Below are 20,975 nucleotides of genomic sequence, written 5' to 3' on the forward strand. Positions count from 1 at the left end.
TTGAAATAATTGTAAGTAATAGTTGATTCACAATAAATACGGTATTAATATTCCATTTCATATTCAAAGTTTATAATCAAGACTTGTGTGGGTATTCCAGGGCAAAACAATTTCACACTCAATTGTTAGTAGGCAAGGAAATTAGATTGTATGTCTTTAACAAGAGGGGGCGAGGATTATTTGTTACAATCGTTTGATAATAGATTGTTGTTACGCGAACGAACAATTCAAAACAAGACGAAATGTTTGTATATAAATCAACGATTATCAGGAGGAAATTATGTCAGAAGAAATAAAAAAGCAATATTTTTACTTGAGCATTGGATATATAGGATACTGTTTAATTATAGTTTCCCTGTTAAGGTATCTATTAGTTACAGATGAGTTAGGAGGTATATATGTAGCAATTGTAGGCTTTATTTGTTTTGGGAGTTTTCTTAGATATGTAGAAAGTGAATTTTTAGCTCAAACCAAGGTCCACAAAATACTTAGAACCATTTTTTTAGGTGTGATATTTATTATTTGGTTGGCAGGATCTTTTCTCATATTTAAGTAATAGGAAAGGTATGAAGAATAAGGCAGGGGAGACTCTTTTAATGCCTGCATTATGCATTATTGTATATGGCATTTATTTTTTGTAGGTTTTGGCAACATGTTATTAGACAAGGTGTATAAATAAACGCGTTATACAGTGCATTAACGTGTATTATCATTCAATGTTTGGCAATTATCTTGAAACTGAGTCTTTAAGTAAAGGAAAGGATTGTGGAAGACTCCGTTTCGAGACTTTACGGGGTTCGTTGCTGATTGGAGAGTAAGGGGTGGTTGGGAAGCCACTCGCTTTCCTGCGGGGATGACGGCAAGCCTCCTCGAGCTAAAGCTCTGCGGGGTCTCGCCAGCCAATCCATTCCCGCGGGAGTCTCGCAGCTTCCCAACCACCCCTTCAATTATGTGAGAAACGAACCCCTATACCAGGAAGGTGTATTACCCACCATCACTACCTATAGCAAGAAAGAGCTCTATTCCAAGCGGTTATGAGCTCTATCCATACAATGGAAGCTTTGTGTTACAGTTCCTATACGTATAGAATGCACCTAATTCTGAAAGTGATTTCAAGATATGTATTAGACCGAGGGGCGGAGGGGAATGCCGAGACTCCTGCGGGAAAAAGTGCAGGGTGAGACCCCACAGGACGGAGTCCGAGGAGGCTCACCGCGCTCCCGCGGAAAGCGAGCTATTCCTCGCAGCCCCCATCCACTCAACAGAAGTCTCGAAACTGATTCTTCCACAAACAAGGGCTTTACTTTAACAAACTTCGCGAACAAAAAGACCTTAAATATGCATCATTTTATACATTGATGAAAATATTTAAGGTCTTTTTATATTCAAAAAATATAATGCCATTTCATTATGGAATAAATGCCAAATACAGCATTATTTGTTATGGAGCTATCATTAGCTTATCTTTATCAAAAACACAAGAGTATTTGTGCTTCAAGACCATTTATTAGAAAAGTTTAATTTTATCAAAACTTATACATAAATACATTCCCTTGTTAGGACCACCTTCTGTTGTTGAAACAGTAACTTGATTTATATAGGAAACACAACTTTATGAATAACGATATATGTTTAAGCTCTCCTACAAAGTTGTTGTTGACTTTTTACTGTTAATAACAGTACACTGTCATTAACAGTAACATAATATGAATCAAAATAATTCTTATTTAGGAGGTCTGGTGTGTTATGAAGCATACAGGGAGACATACAGATGCATTTCTTTTGTTATTCTTAACAGATGGAGATCGTTACGGGGGAGAGCTTCTACAGAAGTGCGAGAAGGAGCTTCCAGTAAACCCAATTGATAGTGCAATTATCTATCGCACATTAAAAAAATTAGAGACAGAAGGTGCAGTGGAATCGTATTTGGACACAAGTAATCATGATAAACCAATTAAAAAGTACAGGATTACTACAATAGGAAAGAAGAAATTAGTCGATTTCCAAGTTGATATTGAATCAAAAATTAAAAATTTAACTTTTTTCATGGATAAATATAATCAATGGAATGATGAGTCTAAACATGATTAGTGGCGTAATTCTTTATGTAACAGCAATTATTGTAACTCTTATATCCTTTAAGAAAGATAAAACTAAAACTAATGAAGCTTTGTATAAAGCATGGAGGATGTTCAGAAATATTATTCCTGATGTTCTATCTATCATGCTGTTTGTCGGTCTTTCTTTATCTATTTTAACTCCATCCCTTATTTCCTCTATTATAGGTGAACAGTCCGGAATAATCGGAGTTATTTACTCTATCCTAATTGGTTCTGTTTCTTTGATACCAAGTTTCGTGGTTTATCCACTTGGTGCTACGTTAGTTCAAAATGGCGCTGGTCTTCCTCAAGTTGCTGCAATGATGTCATCGTTAATGTGTGTGGGAATAGTAACATTACAAATGGAACAAAAGATATTTGGACGAAGCTTTGCTTACACTAGAAACGCTGCATCTGTAATGATGTCTATCCTATTTGCACTTATTGTTTGGCTGGTGATGACATGGATGTATTAAAAAAATATCGTTTCTTTTTCATATTGTTATTCGTGCTTATTGTTATAACATGGATAAACCAGCCAATCGGGTGGCAAGCATTTCAATTAACTGGGAAAAGCATGGTAGATATGCTATTTCTACTTCCTCCAGTATTGATTTTCGTAGGTCTCCTTGATAAATGGGTAGAAAAAGAGACAATGATTAAATACATGGGGAAAAACTCTGGAATATACGGTATAATCTTTGGGCTACTATTAGGAGGGATTGCTGCTGGACCTCTCTATGTAGCATTTCCGATTGCAGTGTTGCTTTTGAAAAAAGGAGCGAATCTACGATATATCGTGTTCTTTTTAGGAGTCTGGACAACTGCTAAATTACCAGTAGTAATCTATGAAATATCTTCTTTCGGGGTTAAATTTACCTTTCTTCATATTAGCTTTGGGCTCCTGTTTTACTATTGCTTAGGAATCATATACGAGAAAGTTTACGACAGCCGACAACTTTTGAAATATGATATAACAGAAAATTCCTATGATCAATAGCTATAATTCTGTTTTTGGCAGGTATAGGAATGAGACTTTGGCTGGTTTTAAGTTTTCAGTAAAAGGAGGCAATTATGTAGTGTAATCATTACGCCCTGAATAGTAACGTTCATATTAAATAATCGTCTTATTACCAGAGAGGGGAGGTATTATTATTAAAAAAACATCAGCAGTCATAGGACTTGTATTATTATTGGTAGCTGCCATAGGTACATTTCTTTATTTGTTAACACCTCCAGAACATCCAATTCCACATGTGAAAACAGATGGAATTAGCGTACCTGTAACAGAGGGTTCTTATTGTTGGGAAGGCCCTTTATCTGCTAATTGTGTAGATAAAGTTTACGCCAACCCTATAGAAATGGGGAAACAACATGAACCAACAGATGTAATGCCGAACCAAACAATTAAAATTACCTTTGATACGATGCCTACTAAAAATAGTCTAAAGATAGAACGATGGATAGAAGGGGGATCCTCTGAGAAGGTTAAGCTTAACCATAGTAAGTTACATGCTCCCTCCCAAAAAGGAACCTATTTTTACCTCATAACAGCTAACTGGGAACAAGGGGATGGAAAATATTCTTTTTCTATTAAAGTAGAATAAGGAATTTATAAGCACTATGTTGGAACCTCCAATGTAACTTTATAATACCGTCCACATTTTTATATCTCTAAAAATATTTCTTGTTTCCCTTGCGCTAAAGTGCACTTCAACCTCTATAGTATTATTTATCAGCCAGATGAGAAGACAAAACAGATAAAACGCCCAGCTAAAATCAAAGAATGGTTGAGTATGACAAGACATCACAGGATAAGGTTAGGTTGGCAGATTTATTAATAAGAAGAGGTGGGATGACTATGCAAAAGCAAATTGCAGTAGTAACAGGAACTTCAACAGGATTAGGACTAGGGATGACAGAAGTACTAGCAAAAGCTGGGTGGAAAGTGTACGCAACGATGAGAAATCTTGAAAAAGCAGGTGGAATTCACGACCTGCAGCAAGAAGGATTTGATATTGAACTGCTGCAGCTAGATGTGCAAGCACAGGAATCAATTGACCAGGCCATTCAGACGGTTATAGATAAGGACGGCAAAATTGATCTGTTCATCAACAACGCCGGTATCGGCTTCGTTAAGACAACCGAGCAGTTGACAGAAGAAGAGTATCAGAACGTGTTCGATATTAATACCTTTGGACAGATCCGCGCGACCAAAGCAGTCCTACCGCACATGAGAGAACAAAAACAGGGGCGTATCGTATCGATTTCTTCAGTAGGAGGCCTTGTTGGACAGCCACTCAATGAAATTTACTGCGCATCCAAATTCGCGCTTGAGGGGTATTACGAGAGCCTCGCGTCGTACATCACACCATATTTCGGTGTCGAGTTTATGATTGTTGAGCCCGGAGGCATCTCATCTGAATTCGTGAATTCCATTATTGCCGATTTAGAGAAACATGGGGGATTCCCTAAAGGGGATTATGAGCAAGTATTTAACGATTACACGGGAGAACGCATCGGTCGCGAAGAAGGCGTCTTCCAAACACCGGAAGAGGTGGCAGAAGTAATATTCGAACAACTGAACGCAGACGAACTGCCGCTTCGCATTCGCACATCCTCATGGGCCGAGAACTTCACCAAATTTAAAACCGAAGCCGATCCGACTGGACGCAAGCAGAGAGACTACGTGGTCTCCAGCCTTCTAGGTAAATGATAGAAAAACGAGCGAAGCTTATACTGAAATATCCTCCATTAAGACAGTTTAATACAAAGCCTTTAAAGATGATTACGGTATTGTACCGCGGTCATCTTTTTTCAATGGAACTGTTAAAGACTACAGATGATGATAAGTTATCGTAATGGAAGGTCCCCTTTGAAATATGATTGGCGTCCTTAATAGACTAATGGACTTGAAATATACATTAAGAGTAGAATTCTCTTCTCCACGTAAGAAAAGCCCCCTATAAAGTAGACTTTTTCAAATTGTCTACTCTATAGAGGGCACTTAATTCTATTTCTGAGCTTTGTTTCTTTCTGGTTCTAATTATTTACGCTTTTACTAAAGATTCCTTGCCATAGAAAGAAGCTTTAAATAAATCCTTCATCTGCTTTAGACTAGTTTCACGTGGATTAGTGCCTGTGCACGGATCCTCCATTGCATTTTCAGCCATTGTGTCAACATGCTTATTAAACTCTTCTTCGGTTACACCGTAGTCTTGTAGGGTAGTAGCAAGACCAAGATCCTTGTTCAATTGATAAATATAATCGACAAGGGAATCAGTCAATTCTGTGTCGTTATTTCCTCCTAGATTAAGACGACGGGCAATTTCAGCAAAACGATCTTCCACAACCTCTCTGTTAAACTGAATAACATAAGGGAGGTAGATTGCATTAGCATAGCCATGCGGAATGCCGAACGTTGGACCACTTTTATGAGCAAGGCTGTGCACGTTACCAAGTACAGCGTTAGCAAAGGCCATGCCTGCCATTGCTTGGATTGTGTGCATCTTCTTAGCAGCTTGCTGGTCGCCTTGATAAGAGGCAAGAAGGTTATTTTTTATTACTTCAGCTCCGCCTAGTGACAGGATATCCGTGTACATTGTACGCGGTTTTGCTACATAAGCTTCGATAGTGTGTGTGAATGCGTCCATACCAGTGTATGCAGCAATGTGCTTTGGAAGCTCTTCAATCATAACCGGATCAATTATAGCAACGTCAGGTGTTAGTTCAAAGTCAGCTACTGGATATTTCACATTCGTAGTTTCATCTGCTACAACTGAAAGGTTGGATACTTCAGAACCACTTCCGCTTGTAGTCGGAATACCAGCAAACTTTGCTTTATTGCGAAGACGCGGCAATTCAAATGGCTTAATTGCATCTTTAAAATCAAGGTCCGGATGCTCATAATAGAGCCAGATAGCTTTAGCTGAATCCATTGCAGATCCGCCGCCGATACCAATAATCCAATCAGGCTGGAACTGCTCCAGATCCTTTGCACCCTGCTTGACCATTTCAAAGGTTGGCTCGGTATTGAAGCCCTCCAGTACTTCTGTTTCTATATTGGCAGCGGCCAGGTTTTCTTGTATCTTAGTGAGATTTCCGTTACGTTTAACAGAACCTCCTCCAATAACAAGAGCGGCCTTATTCCCTTCAAAAGACTTTAATACCTCAAGGGCATTTTCTTCAAAATAAATATCACGCGGAATAGTAAAACGACTCATAAAAAAATTGCCTCCTTACGTTGGCACAAATGATTATTAGTGTAAAAACTACCTCTAGCATACAAGGAGAAAAATTCTTGTTTTCTCCAAAATATTTAGGAGGTTTCTCTAAGGAGAAAGAAGCTTTTACTAGATGTTGGATTCCCTTTTTGTTTTTATTTAAACACAGGGATGTATGATGGGGTAGGAGATGGCTGGATAGATGTTCGATACTATTAATGGGAAATATGTACCGAAGAGTCATGCTATTACATAATTTAAACAAAGTCATGTCGTGGACAGGCGTATTAAAAGCGTAAGAAATACGGTCTTTAAAGGTGCACGTCGCGCCTCAATTATCAAAACCTTGTATGCCAAGCGTTTACCCTCTATGCTCCAAAGAGGGGTTTTTTAATATGCGAACATAGGTTTGAATACCCCGAGTAAAATTTTATGTACACCTGGAACATTTCCGCTGTTTTTTTCCTTAGTTTCCTCAGTCACATGAAAATGTCCATCGTAGTTTGAATATGACCGAGTCGAGTTTGAACATCTTTAATACAAGCACCGGCCGCAAACAACAAGCTCGCATGTGTATGTCTCAATGCGTGATAAATGCTTTTTAGGATATTTTCATGAGAAACGTCTTAATTAACGGTATGGCTATCATCATAGTAGCGAACAAGAAAAGGAAACCGATTCCTTTTCTTTTCTTATTCAATTCAAGAATCCCCCAGACAGCCATTGCACCAATAATAAAACCAGTAACCAACTGTACTAATGATGGCATTAATATTTCATAGTTTCCGGAGATAAATGAATAAAAAGCTACTAAAATACTTATGTAGCTATTAAAACCTTAATAACTTTAGGCATCTATATACTTCCTTAATGTCACTGAAGCGATTGGAATGGAAACCATAATATAAACTTATAAAATGCTACCAAAATTAAGCTAAAGGTCGAAATGTAATTTATGTTTACTAATTGGGTAACTACGTTGAAATAAAGTAAAAAGTCTAAGCCTATTTCAGTGAAATAATATTCCTCTTACAATCGGAGATTTTCCCCCATTACGATAGTTTTCATTACACTACTTTCATAAATGTATCAAATGCTATTGACTATTCAGTTGAACTGTATTAAGTTTATATAAAGCCCCACTATATAGTTCAACTGAATATGAGGTGAAAGTATGAAGCATAAATTACTGCCGCTGTCTGAAACCATGCATTATATTTTATTAGCTCTCCGTGAGCCACTTCACGGATATGCAGTAATGCAAAAGATAGGGAAAATGAGTAATGGTTCAGTCATTTTAGCTGCTGGTACATTGTACGGTGCAATGGACAACTTGAATAAACAAGGCTGGATTGAACCTGTAGGGAGTTCAGGTCGCAGAAAAATATATAGGATAACCACTGAAGGAAGCGCCATTTTGAAATCAGAAAAAGAAAGGTTAATGCATATGTTATCCTTGTATGAGGAAGGTGAATCGGATGAAGAGGTTTAAGGTATTTTTTAATATTGAAAAAGAAGAGCAATGGCTGAACGAACAATTACAGAAAGGCTTTCGATGTACACAGGTTAATGGATATGGGATGTACACATTTGAAAAAACTGATAAGAGATATATTATTCGACTTGATTATCAAGATAAATTATCTAAGGAAGCATTCGAGGAATACAAAGGGATTTACGAGGATTTTGGCTGGAACTATATTAAGGGTCCTTGGCTCGGCGGAAAAAGGTTTTGGCAAAAAGAAGATGATGGTCAAAATGAAATCTTCTCTGATCGCCAATCACAGAGTAATTATTATAAAAGATTATTAAGTTACTCATTTTGGCCGGGAATGCTTTGTTTAGCTTATTCTTCTATGATTTACAAGGATACAAGATTATATCACGGAGATCTTTGGGGAATGAATGGCTCCTTATTTTGGAAAGCATTTTTCTTTGAAACTCCATTTGTCCTAGTTAAGTTGCTTCCTGGGCTTATGGTAATCTTTTTCAGTATATTTTATTATAAAACTTATCGACAGTATGCAATGTTGAAAGAAAAATAAGTTTATAATGTGCAAGTAAAATATCAGGCCCATTTCTTTAATTATACAGCCTTTAAAAAGTGTTAGCGTACATACCTATTACACTTATTGACATCCATTTCGACAATGGATACAACTTTGAAGCCATCTATTATTTTAATTCCAAATGAATCTATTGAAATAACGAAAAGACGCATTACCTTTACAAGTAATACGTCTTTTTCCTATAACAGATGTATATTACTCTTCAATCGTACTGACGGGGCTAAATGCTTCGTACTGTCGATGCTGATCTGGAACTCCCCACTCTTGTAGTGCGTTATTTACTACCTTCATAAACGGAATGGGTCCACAGAAATAAAAGTCTTTCCTATTATCATCTAAAATAGTTTCAAACCATTCTTTCTCTATTAATCCTTCTTTATCAAAATTACCATCCTGCCTGTCTTGTTCTGTTGGGTTAGAGTAAATGAAATAAGATGTTACATTATCATGCTGCCTAGTTATCTCTAAGATTTCTTCCCGTAAAGCATGCACCTCGCCATTCTGTGCCGCGTGAATAAAAGTGATTTCCCGTGCTTGGTTTTCGTGAATTGCATTTTTAAGCATGCTCATCATTGGTGTAATCCCTACGCCTCCGCTTATTAAGACAAGAGGCATGCTTTCAGTAGCTACAGTAAATTCTCCAGCAGGCGCTGTAACTTGTAGAACATCACCTTCTCCAGCCTGTTGATGTAAATAATTCGAAACTTTCCCAGCAGGTGTTTCTTCCGTACCATCTTCTCGTTTCACACTAATGCGATAATAGTCATTTCCTGGAGCATCAGAGAGACTATAGTGCCGCATATGAGAGTATTGATCTCCTTCAATGTCAACCTGCAATGTTATATATTGACCAGCTTGATAGATTGGTAACGGCATTTTATCCTGTGGCTTTAAGTAGAAGGAGGTAATGACGTTGCTCTCTTTAATTTTCCTATCGATAACGAAGGAACGTAGACCTTTCCAACCTCCAACCTCTTGTTCCACTTGCTTATATAGCTCACTTTCAATATCAATGAAGATAGTTGCTATCTCTTGATAAGCTCGTGCCCATGCTTCCATTATTTCCTCATTTACACCGTCACCAAGCACATCCTTGACCGCTTCTAGTAGGGTTTCTCCGACAATTGGATATTGTTCTGCTTTCACGCCAAGAGCTCTATGCTTTTCAGTTACCCTTTCGACCATTCCTTTTACGGCCCCCAGGTTATCTATGTGTTCCCCTGCCATATACACAGCATAAGCTAATGCGTCTTGCTGTATTCCTCTTTGTTGGTTGGTTTGGTTAAAGATGTTATAAAGGGAAGGTGCTTTGGAAAAAAGTAATTCGTAAAACCGAACTCCAATAGCATGACTATTCTCTCCTAAAACTGGTGCAGTACTCTTCACGATTTCAATTGTCCTTGAATCTAACATAATATTACTTCCTTTCTCTCTTTTAGTAGATTAATTGATGTTTGCTCACTTTTTGTTCCTCCTATATATTAAGGCTATGGTAAACTATAAATAAAAACAACATTTTACATGCAACTTTTCTAAAATGTTCACAAATACAATATATGGGAGTGGGTATGATGCATTTAACTTATTACACCGATTATTCGTTAAGATTATTAATGTTTCTTGGCACACGACAGAAAAATCAGCTTGTCCGCTCGAAAGAGGTTGCCGATATTTACGGCATCCCAAATAATCACCTTATCAAAATTGTTCGTCGGTTAAGTACTGAAGGGTATATTGAAACCATCCGTGGCCGAAATGGAGGTATGAGACTTAGGAGAGAGCCAGCAGCTATTAATATCGGAAGCGTTGTGAGGGATATGGAAGAGAATTTTCACATAGTAGAGTGCTTTGATCATGAAAATAATCAATGTGTTATATCAGGTGCTTGTCGATTAAAGGGAGTCCTAAATGAAGCATTAGATGCTTTTATATCAGTATTAGATCAATACACATTGCAGGATTTGATTACAAATAGGGAGCAGCTATACTCTCTTTTAAAATAGCAAATTACGTTGCCCGCTTAATCTAATGTATCGCTTCAAGGATAGGCTCTCTTAGATGAAGTATTAGAAACCACTGAGAAAGGAGAATGTAGTATTATACCAGTCATAATTCTCTTATCATCGATTTCTATTTTACTAGTCATGAAGAAGTTAAAAGTTATCTCCATCTCGAAGAGTAACTGCTTTAGGTACTCTATGTTTGCTATGCTATTAACAACAGGAATGAGTCATTTTTTTATGGCATCTTCTTTTCAACAAATGCTTCCTGACTTTATACCGTATAAATCGTTGGTTGTTTACCTTACTGGCATAATTGAAATACTCTTAGGAATTGGGGTTGTTTTCAATAGGTTTCTTAAGGTGAGCAGTTATAGTTTAATCATATTTTTCATCGTCGTGTTTCCCGTTAATGTAAATAATGCTTTAAATGGTACGTTACTCTCAGGAGGACTTGAATCGCAAATACCTTACTACTTATGGATTAGGCTGCTCTTTCAGCCCCTTTTCATTTGGTGGGTTATTCTTGGTATGAAGGTCGATGATGTAAACCAGACAACTTAAATGAGCGTAAACGAAAGTTGCTCAAACGGTATAATTAAAAAAATGGCATAGACTCCTCTTGTTCACGGAAATGGTTGAACAAACTAAACTGGCTATAATTAAAATATAGTAAGAAATGACGTATTTTCAATCAGTAATGCTGACTCGCCCCTTCCCTTAACATGATGGGTGTGTGGAATAGAAACAGATTTCTTTCGTTTCCTTCTATCATCTGTGATAATTACATTCAGAGTTGGATGAGGAGGCAATAGAATGACAAACCAAACAACAAAACCTTTATTTAAACCATTTAGTAGTGATAAATTACATCTTGTAAACCGGACGGTAATGGCGCCGATGACGCGAGGTTTCTCACCTGGAAATGTTCCTAACGAGGAAGTGGCAGCATATTACCGTAGACGTGCTGAGAACGAAGTCGGATTGATTATTACAGAAGGAACAGGGATTAATCATCCAGCTTCTGTATCTGGTGAGAACATTCCCGTATTTCATGGAGAGCAGGCGTTAAACGGCTGGGCCAATGTCGTCAAGGAAGTACATGAGGCAGGTGGTAAAATAGCACCGCAGCTCTGGCACGTGGGAATGACTCGCAGCACAGGAGATTTGCCAAATAAGGAAGCGGCACCTGTAGGTCCGTCAGGCTTAAACCTCAATGGGGAAAAAGTGAATGAACCTTTATCTACTGAAGAGGTAGAGGCGTTGGTGGAATCCTACGCCAAAGCAGCAGCGGATGCGAAGCGTATCGGCTTCGATGCTATTGAAATTCATGGTGCTCATGGCTACTTAATTGATCAGTTCTTCTGGGGAAACACCAATAAACGAACCGATCGTTATGGCGGTGATTTCGTGAAGCGGACACAGTTTGCCGTAGAGATTGTAGAAGCTTGCCGTCGTGAGGTTGGAGAAGATTTCCCTATCATTTTCCGTTTCTCTCAATGGAAAATGAACGATTTCCAAGCACAATTGGTCTCGTCTCCAGATGAGCTGGAGCGCTTCCTAGAACCACTTGTTGAAGCTGGTGTGGATATTTTCCATTGCTCCACTCGTAGGTTCTGGGAGTCTGAGTTTGAAGGCTCTAGCTTAAACCTTGCAGGCTGGACTAAACAAATATCAGGTAAACCAGTTATTTCTGTAGGTTCTGTCGGTTTGGACAGCGTCTTTACAGATTTCTCAGGTGCTGAAACATCAAGTCTTGACGGTTTAGTAGATAAACTTGACCGTGATGAGTTTGACCTTGTAGCAATTGGCCGTTCGTTATTAATGGACCCTGAATGGGTGAAGAAAGTCCATGAAGGTAGAACAGATGATATGTTAGCCTTTAATAAAGAAGCTATGCAAAAGCTATATTAATTCGAAAGTTTGTATTAGGCGTCCTTTTAACAGGGCGTCTTTTTTATGTTTTGATTTGTGAAGCTCCTTGTATGTTAGCTTAGAAAGAGAGATAGTTACTAATAATGTTGAAGATTAATCTATATTGTTAGAAGAAGGGGGGATGAAGGAATTTTTCAAGTTAGTTCTTAATAATAAGTCATGGGGACTTTTGTGTAAGCCTTGTTAACTACTATTAATTATCTGCTTTTTAGCGGAAAGAAACAGATTAAGTTAATCTAACAATAAATGAATAACATAAAGTGCTCCATAAATTCATGATTATTTATGAAGAATACCTCTCAGGCGTTACACCAAAAAAAAGAGATTCTAGCAAGCACCGAAGCGGCTGTAGTTGATATATATATAGAAGTTATAGAACAACTCCTACATACCTATATTTTAATCATATAAGTAACGGTTCTTTCGTAACTCTAGTGTTGAAAATTAACTATTACACATTGCCAGATTTGAATATGCTATGCTTCTATTATGTAACAAGGGTAAAAAGAAATAAGAAAAGGGGACTGTAAAATATGACCGACATTAAGGAAATAGGGTCTTTGTGTTCTATAAACGAAGAAGGCTATATCATTAACGAGTCTAATGCTAACAATATTAATAGTAAGTTTCATGAAGTACTCCGGTTAATAAATGAAAGCTGTCTTACTAACTTGCCAAAGGAAATTCACAGCATTTATCTAAGAGGATCTGTGCCAAGAGGTTTAGACATAGAAGGTGTTTCTGATGTAGACGTAATAATAGTAACCTATTCGAATCCACAAAACATGGACCTGGAGTGGGTTGAGGAGACTGAACAATGGATTGATCAACAATATAGTTTTATAAATGGTGTAGAATTAGGATTTTTCCCTTTACAGGAAGCGATGGAATCAACCTATTGCTCTATGATTCCATTTATTCTAAAAACCTATAGTATTTGTGTTTATGGCGACAACCTCATAAACAGGCTCCCTGATTATAAACCAGATAGTTCTTTAGCGAACGAACATCTCATTCACCTAACCTCGTTATTGGATAAAGCTAAGGCGGATTTAAGGGGAAATAACGACCTGGAGGATATAAAAGATTGCTGTACATGGATTATGAGAATAATCGTAAGAGCTGGTGGTGCACTTGTTATCGTACAAGAACAGGCATACACAAGAGATCTGTTCCCAGCGTATCAACTATTTACAAAGCACTATCCTGAACAACAGCAAGAAATGAGAACAGCTCTTTGGTACGCTATCAATCCTGTATCAAGTTCAGAACAAATATTGAATTTCTTAAATCGTTTCGGAAGTTGGATGGAGGAAGAAACAGAAAGTTGGCTGGAAAGATACAACCCTGCAAGGAACATACATCTACCACTTTGAAAAATACTTATAGTATAACTCGTTATCTGTAAATAAATGTGAATGTCGTGGAATTGATTAATGTTTAAGATCGTTGGTGGGGCAGTAGGAATAGCCTAGTTTTTCATTAGAAAATAGCTAACTAAGCTCCTATTAGTATCTACTATAGGTGGTTTGCTGGTGTTAACAATTCCTTAAGGTCATCTTGAATTGGTAAACTTTACAATTTCAAAGATGACCTTTATAATAAAGAAAATGATTGATTAGTCAATCATTTAAAAATAGCAGGTAGGAGAGTGTACTTATGGCAATACAAAAGTCTGCGAAAAAAAGAGAGCGAATACTTCAAGCAGCAATTCAAACTTTTTCTGTGAATGGATACTCCAATACAACAATTAAGGGAGTTGCAGAGAAGGCAGGGGTAAGCTTTGGTACGGTATTTACTTATTTTGAGAATAAGGAGAATCTATTCAAAGCCTCTGTCTTGGAGCCACTAGAGGAAGTTAAAGCTGTGATGCTTACAGTCCCTGAGCCTTCTGATGATCCCACGAAACAAATTCAAGAAGTAATAGCAAAGCAATTTCGTTTTTTCGCCCAACAAACCACATACGCACGTATGCTTCAATATGTTATTGGACAACCAGAAAGATTTCAGGAATTATTTATCGAACTAGATCAGTTCTCCATCCAACTTAGGGAGGCACTTCGACCGCTTATTGTAAAAGGGCAAGAGCAGGGGGTATTAATGGAAATTGAACCAAATGATATCAGTGATTCTTACCTAGCCTTTATAAATGGTGCACGCTTAACTTTCACTGATTCAGCTGATAATGAGAAAGCATGGGATATGTTTATGAGACAAGCATATTTGCTATTTGGACCAAAACTCATATAAAAGGAGGAAGAGTCATGTCGTATAAACAGCTCCATCCGAACGTTAAAATCAGGGTCTTCACCCAATTCTTCACCCAGTTTTCCAATATGATGGTCTTGCCATTTCTTACTGTATATTTTGTGCAGAAAGTAGGGGAAACTGTGACCGGATTAATGGTAGTCAGCCTTATTTTTTTAGGAATTGCTGGAGGAATTATCGGTGGTTACTTTTCCGACCGTATTGGACGAAAACGCTTGATGGTTTGGTCGGAAATAGGCTCAGCCATTAGCTTTTTCATTATTGCCTGGCTAAACTCTCCATGGCTGGATGCTCCCTATTTAACATACAGCCTTTTTATTTTTGCTATGTTTTTCGGCGGCCTCATTGGACCAGTATCCCAGGCCATGGTCTTGGATGTAACATCTAGTGAAAACCGTCGGTATGTATTTACTTTACTATATTGGATTGGGAACACGGCATCGGCTATTGCTGGAGTAATTGGTGCAATCTTATTTCAGCATTACCTTTTCCAATTGTTTTTGGCCATTTCCGCCGTTTCCATACTATCCGCCATCATCACAAAACTCTTCATCACAGAATCCTACATAAAACCACCACAAGAAAAACAAACGACCCAAAAAATCCAAAGCAGCATTTGGAGTAATTACAAAATTGTGTTTCAAGATCGAGTCTTTCTAATGCTTCTTTTCGCGGGAATATTTATTTCATCCCTTGAAGAACAGCTAACCAACTTTTTAGCGATATATTTTGTAAATAATATAGAGTCTCAAAATTTAATAACCCTCTTCACCATTGATATTAATGTGGATGGTTTATTAATGCTTGGAATATTACGTTCTGAAAATACATTTCTCGTTGTATTCGCTGCAGGCTTCATTACATGGCTCATAAAAAAATGGAGAAATAAATCTGTCTTATTAGTAGGTTTAATCACCTATACAATAGGATATGCTCTGTTTACGATAGTGGAATCCCCGTGGATATTAATAGTATTAATGGCCTTTGTAACCATTGGCGAGTTAATGTACATTCCGGTTAAACAAAGTATGCTTGCTGATTTAGCACCAGACGATAAAAAAAGCTCTTACTTAGCTGTTTTTCAGTTCACTGGATACATAGCTATGTTGGTCGCTGCACTTAGCGTCATTCTAAGTAGCTTTGTGCCAGCGTGGCTTATGGGGATGAAGTATGTATTTTTAGGCGTAATGGGGCTAGTGCTTTTCTTAAGGGTAAATTCCTACCTTTCTACTAATCAATCAGCCAAAAGAGAAGAAAGCAAAGAAGAAGATTCTAAATTGGAAAGTATGTAGCTTATAGCAAATATTGATTGATTAATCAATCATGTTATTCAGTTCAACATTCAAATCTGCTACTATTTCAGCAAGAATGAAAGGTGAAATCCATTTTCATATTATCTTTATTCCAAATTAAATAAAAAAAGGGTGAAACTGTAAACTCATGAGTTCGTATATGACTATAGACGAGAACCTTCCAAGAGATAATACCAAAGTATGATAAAGCTTACGATTTACTTACATTCTCAATATGACATGAATAAACAAATGTATAAAAAGGAGTACGTAACAATGTATGAATACAGATTTTACACTACCGTTTCAACTAAACCTGCTGAAATTAAAGACGAAGAGGGGGCTGTGATAGGCGAAGTACAAAAGTATTACAATAATTTCTGGGAAAGAGCCGCAGATGTCCTAATGAAAGGGCGTTACATCGGTAATTACAGAGTATATGATCATTCTAAACTTAAACAGTTCCATTCCAAAAGAGATTTAAATATTTTCAAAAAACGTCAATATTACATAGAATACAAGACCGAAAAGAAACATGAGACAATTCACCTCAAAGATGAAAAAGCATTGGATGTAGGAGAGGTAACCTCTTTCACATATAAAGGAGAGCAATATAAATTAGAGAAGGGTGTAATGGATAAAGCGAGAATTAAAAAAAATGATACGATCATCGCTGAGTGGTATAGCTCCATAAAGCCACCCTTTAAAGCCTACTACCAAATTTATAATCAAGACTTTGAAGAGGACAACCTATTATTTCTAGGTCTGTTTCATACGTATTTACATGCTGCTTAACTTTAAGCTAACGCAGGTAATAATTATGTCACACTTCCTAGATGATTGGTATAGGAGCTAATAGATAATGGATTCACACCTATTTGTTTAAAAGATGTTACGTATTTTAAAAGGAACGTACCTGTTTAGTATTAAAAGTATTACTTTAAATCAATTGCATTGGAGGGCAATGATGGAACTTATTATAGCACTATTAGTTATCTTATCTACAGTCGGGGTGCTTTATTTTATGGGAAAGTTTGGATATACTTGGGGGAAAAACTAGGACGAATAGTAAGTAGAACCAAGCTATTGAAGGCATTCCAGCTGGTTACACTAAAAGACCCACGATAACAGTTAATCTTTAGGAGATATAAATTGGTTTGATATTGAATTCCAAATTCTAAACCTAGTCTTCATAATTCTGTGATTATGTTAATTGTAAAAATAGTAAAGCACAAAAAACAACTGAGAACAGAAGTAATAGTATTTGAAGGAAGCCAAGAGACTTTCTCTTCATAAGTATTAGATGGAGTATAGAGGTGTTTATAGTGGAACATAATCTTCGGTTTTGTTTAAGTATGATCGTAGTACTGTGCTTATGTAAAATGACGTTCTCATTAGATAGCCAAACATATGTAAATATAATTGCGACATCTATCCTTGCAACTGTATTTAAATGGATATATGAGGGGTATATTGAGAAGTCTGATAGCGCTGACGACTCTTAAATGAATTCTTTCGAATAAGTTGGATTGGTCCATAGAGCGTTTATCCCTAATATATAAGCATAACGGTATATGTCTTTAACGAAAAACGAATAGAGTTGTAATGTTATCATTATTATGATGAATATAACGGTAAGACGGACATTGGTATAAGAGGGTAGTTAAGTTATTTAAAAGAGGGGATTAATCAAACAATCTAGTAATTGGAAAACTTCTTGGGACGATTACACGTAGAAGTATTGAAAATGGGGGCATAAGTAGCCAATACGTATATTTTTAATTGTTTAAATACATATACCACCTTTCGTAATACTTACGAGTTGTCCTATACAGAAGTTGTAGACGTCCAGTTAAAATAATCATTATATTTTGGAGTATTACGAAGATAAAAACGACTTTCAGTGAAGATATAGAAAATCAACCTTAAACTAAAGGATGTGTTAGTTCAAGGTTTAATTCAATATATCTCAAACCCAAGTCTTTCACATAATGGGCAATTACTAAACAAAGTAAATGCATTAGTAGCAGAAGTTACTTTGAATTAGTCTTTTCATGAAAATCGTTAATTTCTCTTTCAATAAGATACTCAGAAATTTTAAAGGCTTTTATCCGTCTTTTAGCTAGGGTGATTTGAGATTTATATTTAGCAGGATTTTCTTTGGCTTCAAAAGTTTTTACTGTCTCTTTAAGTTTGTGTAGTGTTGAGTTAATTTGACGTTTTGCTTCAACTAAGTCAGATACATTAACATCCATTTAAGTGCCTCCCTCTTTTATTGTTAAAAATTATTTTTCACTCTTAACAAACAAGATTGATTAGTATATACGATTCAAAGAGAACTGTCAAAAACTTTTACCTAGTTATGATTTTTCATCTAAAATTCTTCAAGTATAGGGGAGATCTCAAACAATAAAGGAGTTAAAAATGAGAGTAATAAGAGGCTATTTTTTTAGGAATTGTAATTTATTTTACTTTATCTTCTGTATATAGAGATAATTGGGATTGGAAAGGGTTGTTAGACTTTTCAGCTATATCCATAATTTTCTTCCCTTTGGTATATATGATTATTATCAATACTAGAAGGTCTAACAGTAATTATTTTAGGTAGTACATGTCTCTAAACAGAGAAATTCCTTTATGAAAGTGATAAGTACATGCACATTATCTATTGCTAGTTGTGCTAAGGGAGCAGTAATACTGAAAGGTTCAATAAAGACAAATTTACTATTTATAAATGAGCAGTATGGGAGGGGGGGAGTAACGGGAATTTCTAGATTTACTTAATTTTTGCAGTCTACATACCTTTTTAAAGGTTGAGTAGAAGATATAGATGTGGAACTTATAACATAACGAAAGACTTTAAGAAAGTGGGAAGATATGTGATGGAAAAGTGTAATAGCTGTGGTGGGGATTCATTTGTAAAAGTACCAGAGTTTGAAAAAGAACTAACTGTCTGTTTACAGTGTGGGGAAGTAATTTCAATACGGTTCGTAAACGTAAGTACACTAAAGAAATATATCAATCCGGATGATCTAAAATAAACAAATAATATAGCAGCCAAATTGTATTTTCTTACCTGATAAAAATCGAGAATCATATCAAATAACAGGTGTGTTTGAAAAAGTTTCATTCTAATATCTTGAATCCAATTCTTCCACAAAAAAGGGGCAATAGCTGCACTTAGATATCACTTGTTGTGCTAACAGTCAGCTTATTGGAACAAGGCGCAGCTTCAGTTGTTTCGGGATAGTCGAGGAGATTTATAGAAGATAGAAAGAAAAGGAATTAACAAAAAAAGAGGTATAAAAAATGGACCTATTACTCTGGATTACTTTTGCTTTTATAATAATCGGTTTTGTTGCTCTCCTTACTATGAAAAAAGGTATGGAAAGTAAGGTCGATTTTGTAAAAGCAAATATAGCAAGTGAGGAAAGTTCAACGAACGCAAAATCTGTAATCTGGTGGATATGGAGTACCATAGCTTGGGGAGTAGTGAGTATATCCCTTGTTGTGTGGTGTTTTCATAATTACTTTGGGTAAGTGTTAGTTTCAAATGTACTTAATCAAACGGGGGCGATTCTCCAACAAGAAGAATAAAGTCTAAAGCCTAGTACTACAAAAGGGAATTACATTATTTTAGCGTCTTCTGGTAAGCCCCAGTAGTACTTAGACAGCTCTAGTAAGATATTTTATTATAAACAGGTGAAAAGTTAGGAGCTGAGTGGTTTTGATTGAAGAAATGAAGGATCATGTTAGCGAAGAACAGTTGAAAAAGTATGCTGAGCTTGCTGTACGAATTGGTGTAAATGTGCAAAAGGATCAATTAGTGATTATTCATAGTGACATTAAAAATGTAACGTTTGCACGTCTAGTACAAATAGCAGCCTATGAGGCGGGGGCTTCAAATGTGGTTATGGATTGGACAGATGAACAGTCCACCAAACAATTTTATTTAAATGCAGCAGAGGATGACATCGATCATTTTCCCGATTGGCAAAAGGCTCGATTTAGGGAGTGGGAAGATGCAGGTGCTGCTTATATCCATATAGTTTCTGAAAACTTAGAAGTCTTTAAGGATGTTTCCACAGAACGGATAAGGCGCTTCCAAACGGCCTCTCGCACCAAATTGAAGGATTATTACGCAAAGATTAGATCCCATGAGGTACGCTGGTGTCTTCTAGCTGTACCGTACTACGCATGGGCAACTAAAGTATTTCCACACTTAAGTAAAGAAGAAGCCCTGCAATCGTTATGGCAATTAATCATACGTGGAGCTCGAGCAGATGGAAAAAATCCTATAATAGACTGGGAAAATCATGACAGAGCCTTCGAGTCCCGAAAAAGGTTTCTAAACGATAGCCAATTTAAATCTCTTCATTTTACAAATAGCAGAGGAACTGATTTATTAGTCGGCATGCCTAATCATCACATCTTTATCGGTGGAGGTGTTGTAGATAATAAGGGAATACCGTTTTTTCCGAACATTCCCACAGAGGAAATATTTTCTGCTCCCCTGAAAAATGAGGTGAATGGTAAACTAGTAGCCTCTAAACCGCTTATTTATGAGGGAAGTGTCATGGATGATGTTCATCTGACCTTTAAAGATGGAAGGATTACAGAGTATTATGCCACTACTGGGGAAGAAGCGTTACAAAGCCTTATTGAAACAGACGAAGGTTCACATTATCTAGGTGAAATAGCCTTGGTCTCTAACAATTCTCCTCTTTCTCAGGCGGATACTCTCTTTTACAACACCTTGTTTGATGAAAATACGGCTTGCCATATCGGAATAGGTAACGCCTCCCCTTCTAACCTCCAAAATGGGAGTAATCTATCGGGGAAAGAGTTGAAACAAGCAGGACTAAATTCTTCCCTCCTGTTAGTCAATGTGGCCTTTGGTACTGAAGATATGAAAGTAGTGGGTATTAAAGAAAGCGGAGCTGAAACCTTATTAATGAAAGATGGTGAATTTCAATTCTAATCGCATAGATTTGGACATTTTTGAGGTAAGGGGTTTTTGAAAGTGGGAACACGAAGTATAACTTAAAAGCACAATATAATTTGAGTTGAGTATATAGGAATAACAGCT

The 20,975-nt window shown here is 36.8% G+C and carries 21 protein-coding genes; 17 read left to right on the forward strand and 4 right to left on the reverse strand.

Features of this window, described 5'->3' with window-relative positions; genetic code table 11:
* Positions 1-280 precede the first annotated feature (280 nt).
* From ACFFGV_RS15110 to ACFFGV_RS15135, 6 genes are all read left to right on the forward strand, one after another.
* Complete coding sequence (locus tag ACFFGV_RS15110; protein ID WP_377349481.1) at positions 281-556, forward strand: hypothetical protein; 276 nt, start codon at positions 281-283, stop codon at positions 554-556.
* A gap of 1,190 nt (positions 557-1,746) precedes the next feature.
* Positions 1,747-2,091, forward strand: coding sequence for a PadR family transcriptional regulator (locus ACFFGV_RS15115; protein WP_377349484.1), 345 nt, complete (start codon positions 1,747-1,749; stop codon positions 2,089-2,091).
* Entirely contained in the window at positions 2,084-2,575 is a 492-nt protein-coding gene (locus ACFFGV_RS15120; protein WP_377349486.1) for a hypothetical protein, read from the forward strand. Before ACFFGV_RS15115 ends, ACFFGV_RS15120 begins: the two co-directional genes overlap by 8 nt.
* Positions 2,563-3,099 (forward strand): permease, encoded by a 537-nt coding sequence (locus tag ACFFGV_RS15125; RefSeq protein WP_377349488.1) that lies wholly within the window; start codon positions 2,563-2,565, stop codon positions 3,097-3,099. Before ACFFGV_RS15120 ends, ACFFGV_RS15125 begins: the two co-directional genes overlap by 13 nt.
* A gap of 193 nt (positions 3,100-3,292) precedes the next feature.
* Complete coding sequence (locus ACFFGV_RS15130; RefSeq protein WP_377349491.1) at positions 3,293-3,706, forward strand: hypothetical protein; 414 nt, start codon at positions 3,293-3,295, stop codon at positions 3,704-3,706.
* A 179-nt stretch (positions 3,707-3,885) separates the two neighbouring features.
* The gene (locus ACFFGV_RS15135; RefSeq protein WP_377349493.1) at positions 3,886-4,815 is read left to right on the forward strand and encodes an SDR family oxidoreductase; all 930 of its coding nucleotides are present in this window, start codon (positions 3,886-3,888) and stop codon (positions 4,813-4,815) included.
* Positions 4,816-5,149: 334 nt separating this feature from the next.
* On the opposite strand, the gene ACFFGV_RS15140 is transcribed toward ACFFGV_RS15135, so the two are convergent.
* A complete protein-coding gene (locus ACFFGV_RS15140) occupies positions 5,150-6,322 on the reverse strand; it encodes an iron-containing alcohol dehydrogenase (protein WP_377349495.1) in 1,173 nt (390 codons plus the stop codon).
* 601 nt (positions 6,323-6,923) lie between these two features.
* On the reverse strand, positions 6,924-7,091 hold the full coding sequence (locus ACFFGV_RS15145; RefSeq protein ID WP_377349498.1) for a hypothetical protein: 168 nt from the start codon (positions 7,089-7,091) through the stop codon (positions 6,924-6,926).
* A gap of 405 nt (positions 7,092-7,496) precedes the next feature.
* Here ACFFGV_RS15145 and ACFFGV_RS15150 point away from each other — a divergent pair, with 405 nt between their 5' ends.
* Positions 7,497-7,814: a PadR family transcriptional regulator gene (locus ACFFGV_RS15150; RefSeq protein ID WP_377349501.1), complete on the forward strand. Its 318-nt coding sequence runs from the start codon at positions 7,497-7,499 to the stop codon at positions 7,812-7,814.
* Positions 7,801-8,367 (forward strand): DUF2812 domain-containing protein, encoded by a 567-nt coding sequence (locus ACFFGV_RS15155; protein WP_377349504.1) that lies wholly within the window; start codon positions 7,801-7,803, stop codon positions 8,365-8,367. Before ACFFGV_RS15150 ends, ACFFGV_RS15155 begins: the two co-directional genes overlap by 14 nt.
* A 219-nt stretch (positions 8,368-8,586) precedes the next feature.
* On the opposite strand, the gene hmpA is transcribed toward ACFFGV_RS15155, so the two are convergent.
* A complete protein-coding gene (hmpA, locus tag ACFFGV_RS15160; RefSeq protein WP_377349506.1) occupies positions 8,587-9,804 on the reverse strand; it encodes an NO-inducible flavohemoprotein in 1,218 nt (405 codons plus the stop codon).
* A gap of 158 nt (positions 9,805-9,962) precedes the next feature.
* Between hmpA and ACFFGV_RS15165 the strand changes: the two genes are divergently transcribed.
* From ACFFGV_RS15165 to ACFFGV_RS15195, 7 genes are all read left to right on the forward strand, one after another.
* A complete protein-coding gene (locus tag ACFFGV_RS15165; protein WP_377349766.1) occupies positions 9,963-10,394 on the forward strand; it encodes an Rrf2 family transcriptional regulator in 432 nt (143 codons plus the stop codon).
* A gap of 195 nt (positions 10,395-10,589) precedes the next feature.
* Positions 10,590-10,955: a DoxX family protein gene (locus ACFFGV_RS15170; RefSeq protein WP_377349508.1), complete on the forward strand. Its 366-nt coding sequence runs from the start codon at positions 10,590-10,592 to the stop codon at positions 10,953-10,955.
* 252 nt (positions 10,956-11,207) lie between these two features.
* Entirely contained in the window at positions 11,208-12,305 is a 1,098-nt protein-coding gene (locus tag ACFFGV_RS15175; protein WP_377349511.1) for an NADH:flavin oxidoreductase, read from the forward strand.
* A 554-nt stretch (positions 12,306-12,859) separates the two neighbouring features.
* Positions 12,860-13,702: a nucleotidyltransferase domain-containing protein gene (locus tag ACFFGV_RS15180; protein ID WP_377349514.1), complete on the forward strand. Its 843-nt coding sequence runs from the start codon at positions 12,860-12,862 to the stop codon at positions 13,700-13,702.
* A gap of 283 nt (positions 13,703-13,985) precedes the next feature.
* Positions 13,986-14,576 (forward strand): TetR/AcrR family transcriptional regulator, encoded by a 591-nt coding sequence (locus tag ACFFGV_RS15185; protein ID WP_377349516.1) that lies wholly within the window; start codon positions 13,986-13,988, stop codon positions 14,574-14,576.
* Positions 14,577-14,590: 14 nt separating this feature from the next.
* Complete coding sequence (locus ACFFGV_RS15190; RefSeq protein ID WP_377349518.1) at positions 14,591-15,886, forward strand: MFS transporter; 1,296 nt, start codon at positions 14,591-14,593, stop codon at positions 15,884-15,886.
* Positions 15,887-16,162: 276 nt separating this feature from the next.
* Entirely contained in the window at positions 16,163-16,681 is a 519-nt protein-coding gene (locus tag ACFFGV_RS15195; protein WP_377349519.1) for a tubby C-terminal domain-like protein, read from the forward strand.
* A 1,238-nt stretch (positions 16,682-17,919) separates the two neighbouring features.
* Here the strand turns inward: ACFFGV_RS15195 and ACFFGV_RS15200 are convergent.
* Positions 17,920-18,141 (reverse strand): hypothetical protein, encoded by a 222-nt coding sequence (locus ACFFGV_RS15200; RefSeq protein WP_377349521.1) that lies wholly within the window; start codon positions 18,139-18,141, stop codon positions 17,920-17,922.
* 1,054 nt (positions 18,142-19,195) lie between these two features.
* Between ACFFGV_RS15200 and ACFFGV_RS15205 the strand changes: the two genes are divergently transcribed.
* Together ACFFGV_RS15205 and ACFFGV_RS15210 are read left to right on the forward strand one after the other, a co-directional pair.
* Positions 19,196-19,426, forward strand: a complete 231-nt coding sequence (locus ACFFGV_RS15205; protein ID WP_377349523.1) for a hypothetical protein — start codon at positions 19,196-19,198, stop codon at positions 19,424-19,426.
* 187 nt (positions 19,427-19,613) lie between these two features.
* Positions 19,614-20,867 (forward strand): aminopeptidase, encoded by a 1,254-nt coding sequence (locus ACFFGV_RS15210; RefSeq protein ID WP_377349525.1) that lies wholly within the window; start codon positions 19,614-19,616, stop codon positions 20,865-20,867.
* Positions 20,868-20,975 lie beyond the last annotated feature (108 nt).

Source organism: Pontibacillus salicampi, assembly GCF_042434395.1.
GTDB classification, from domain to species: domain Bacteria; phylum Bacillota; class Bacilli; order Bacillales; family BH030062; genus Pontibacillus; species Pontibacillus salicampi.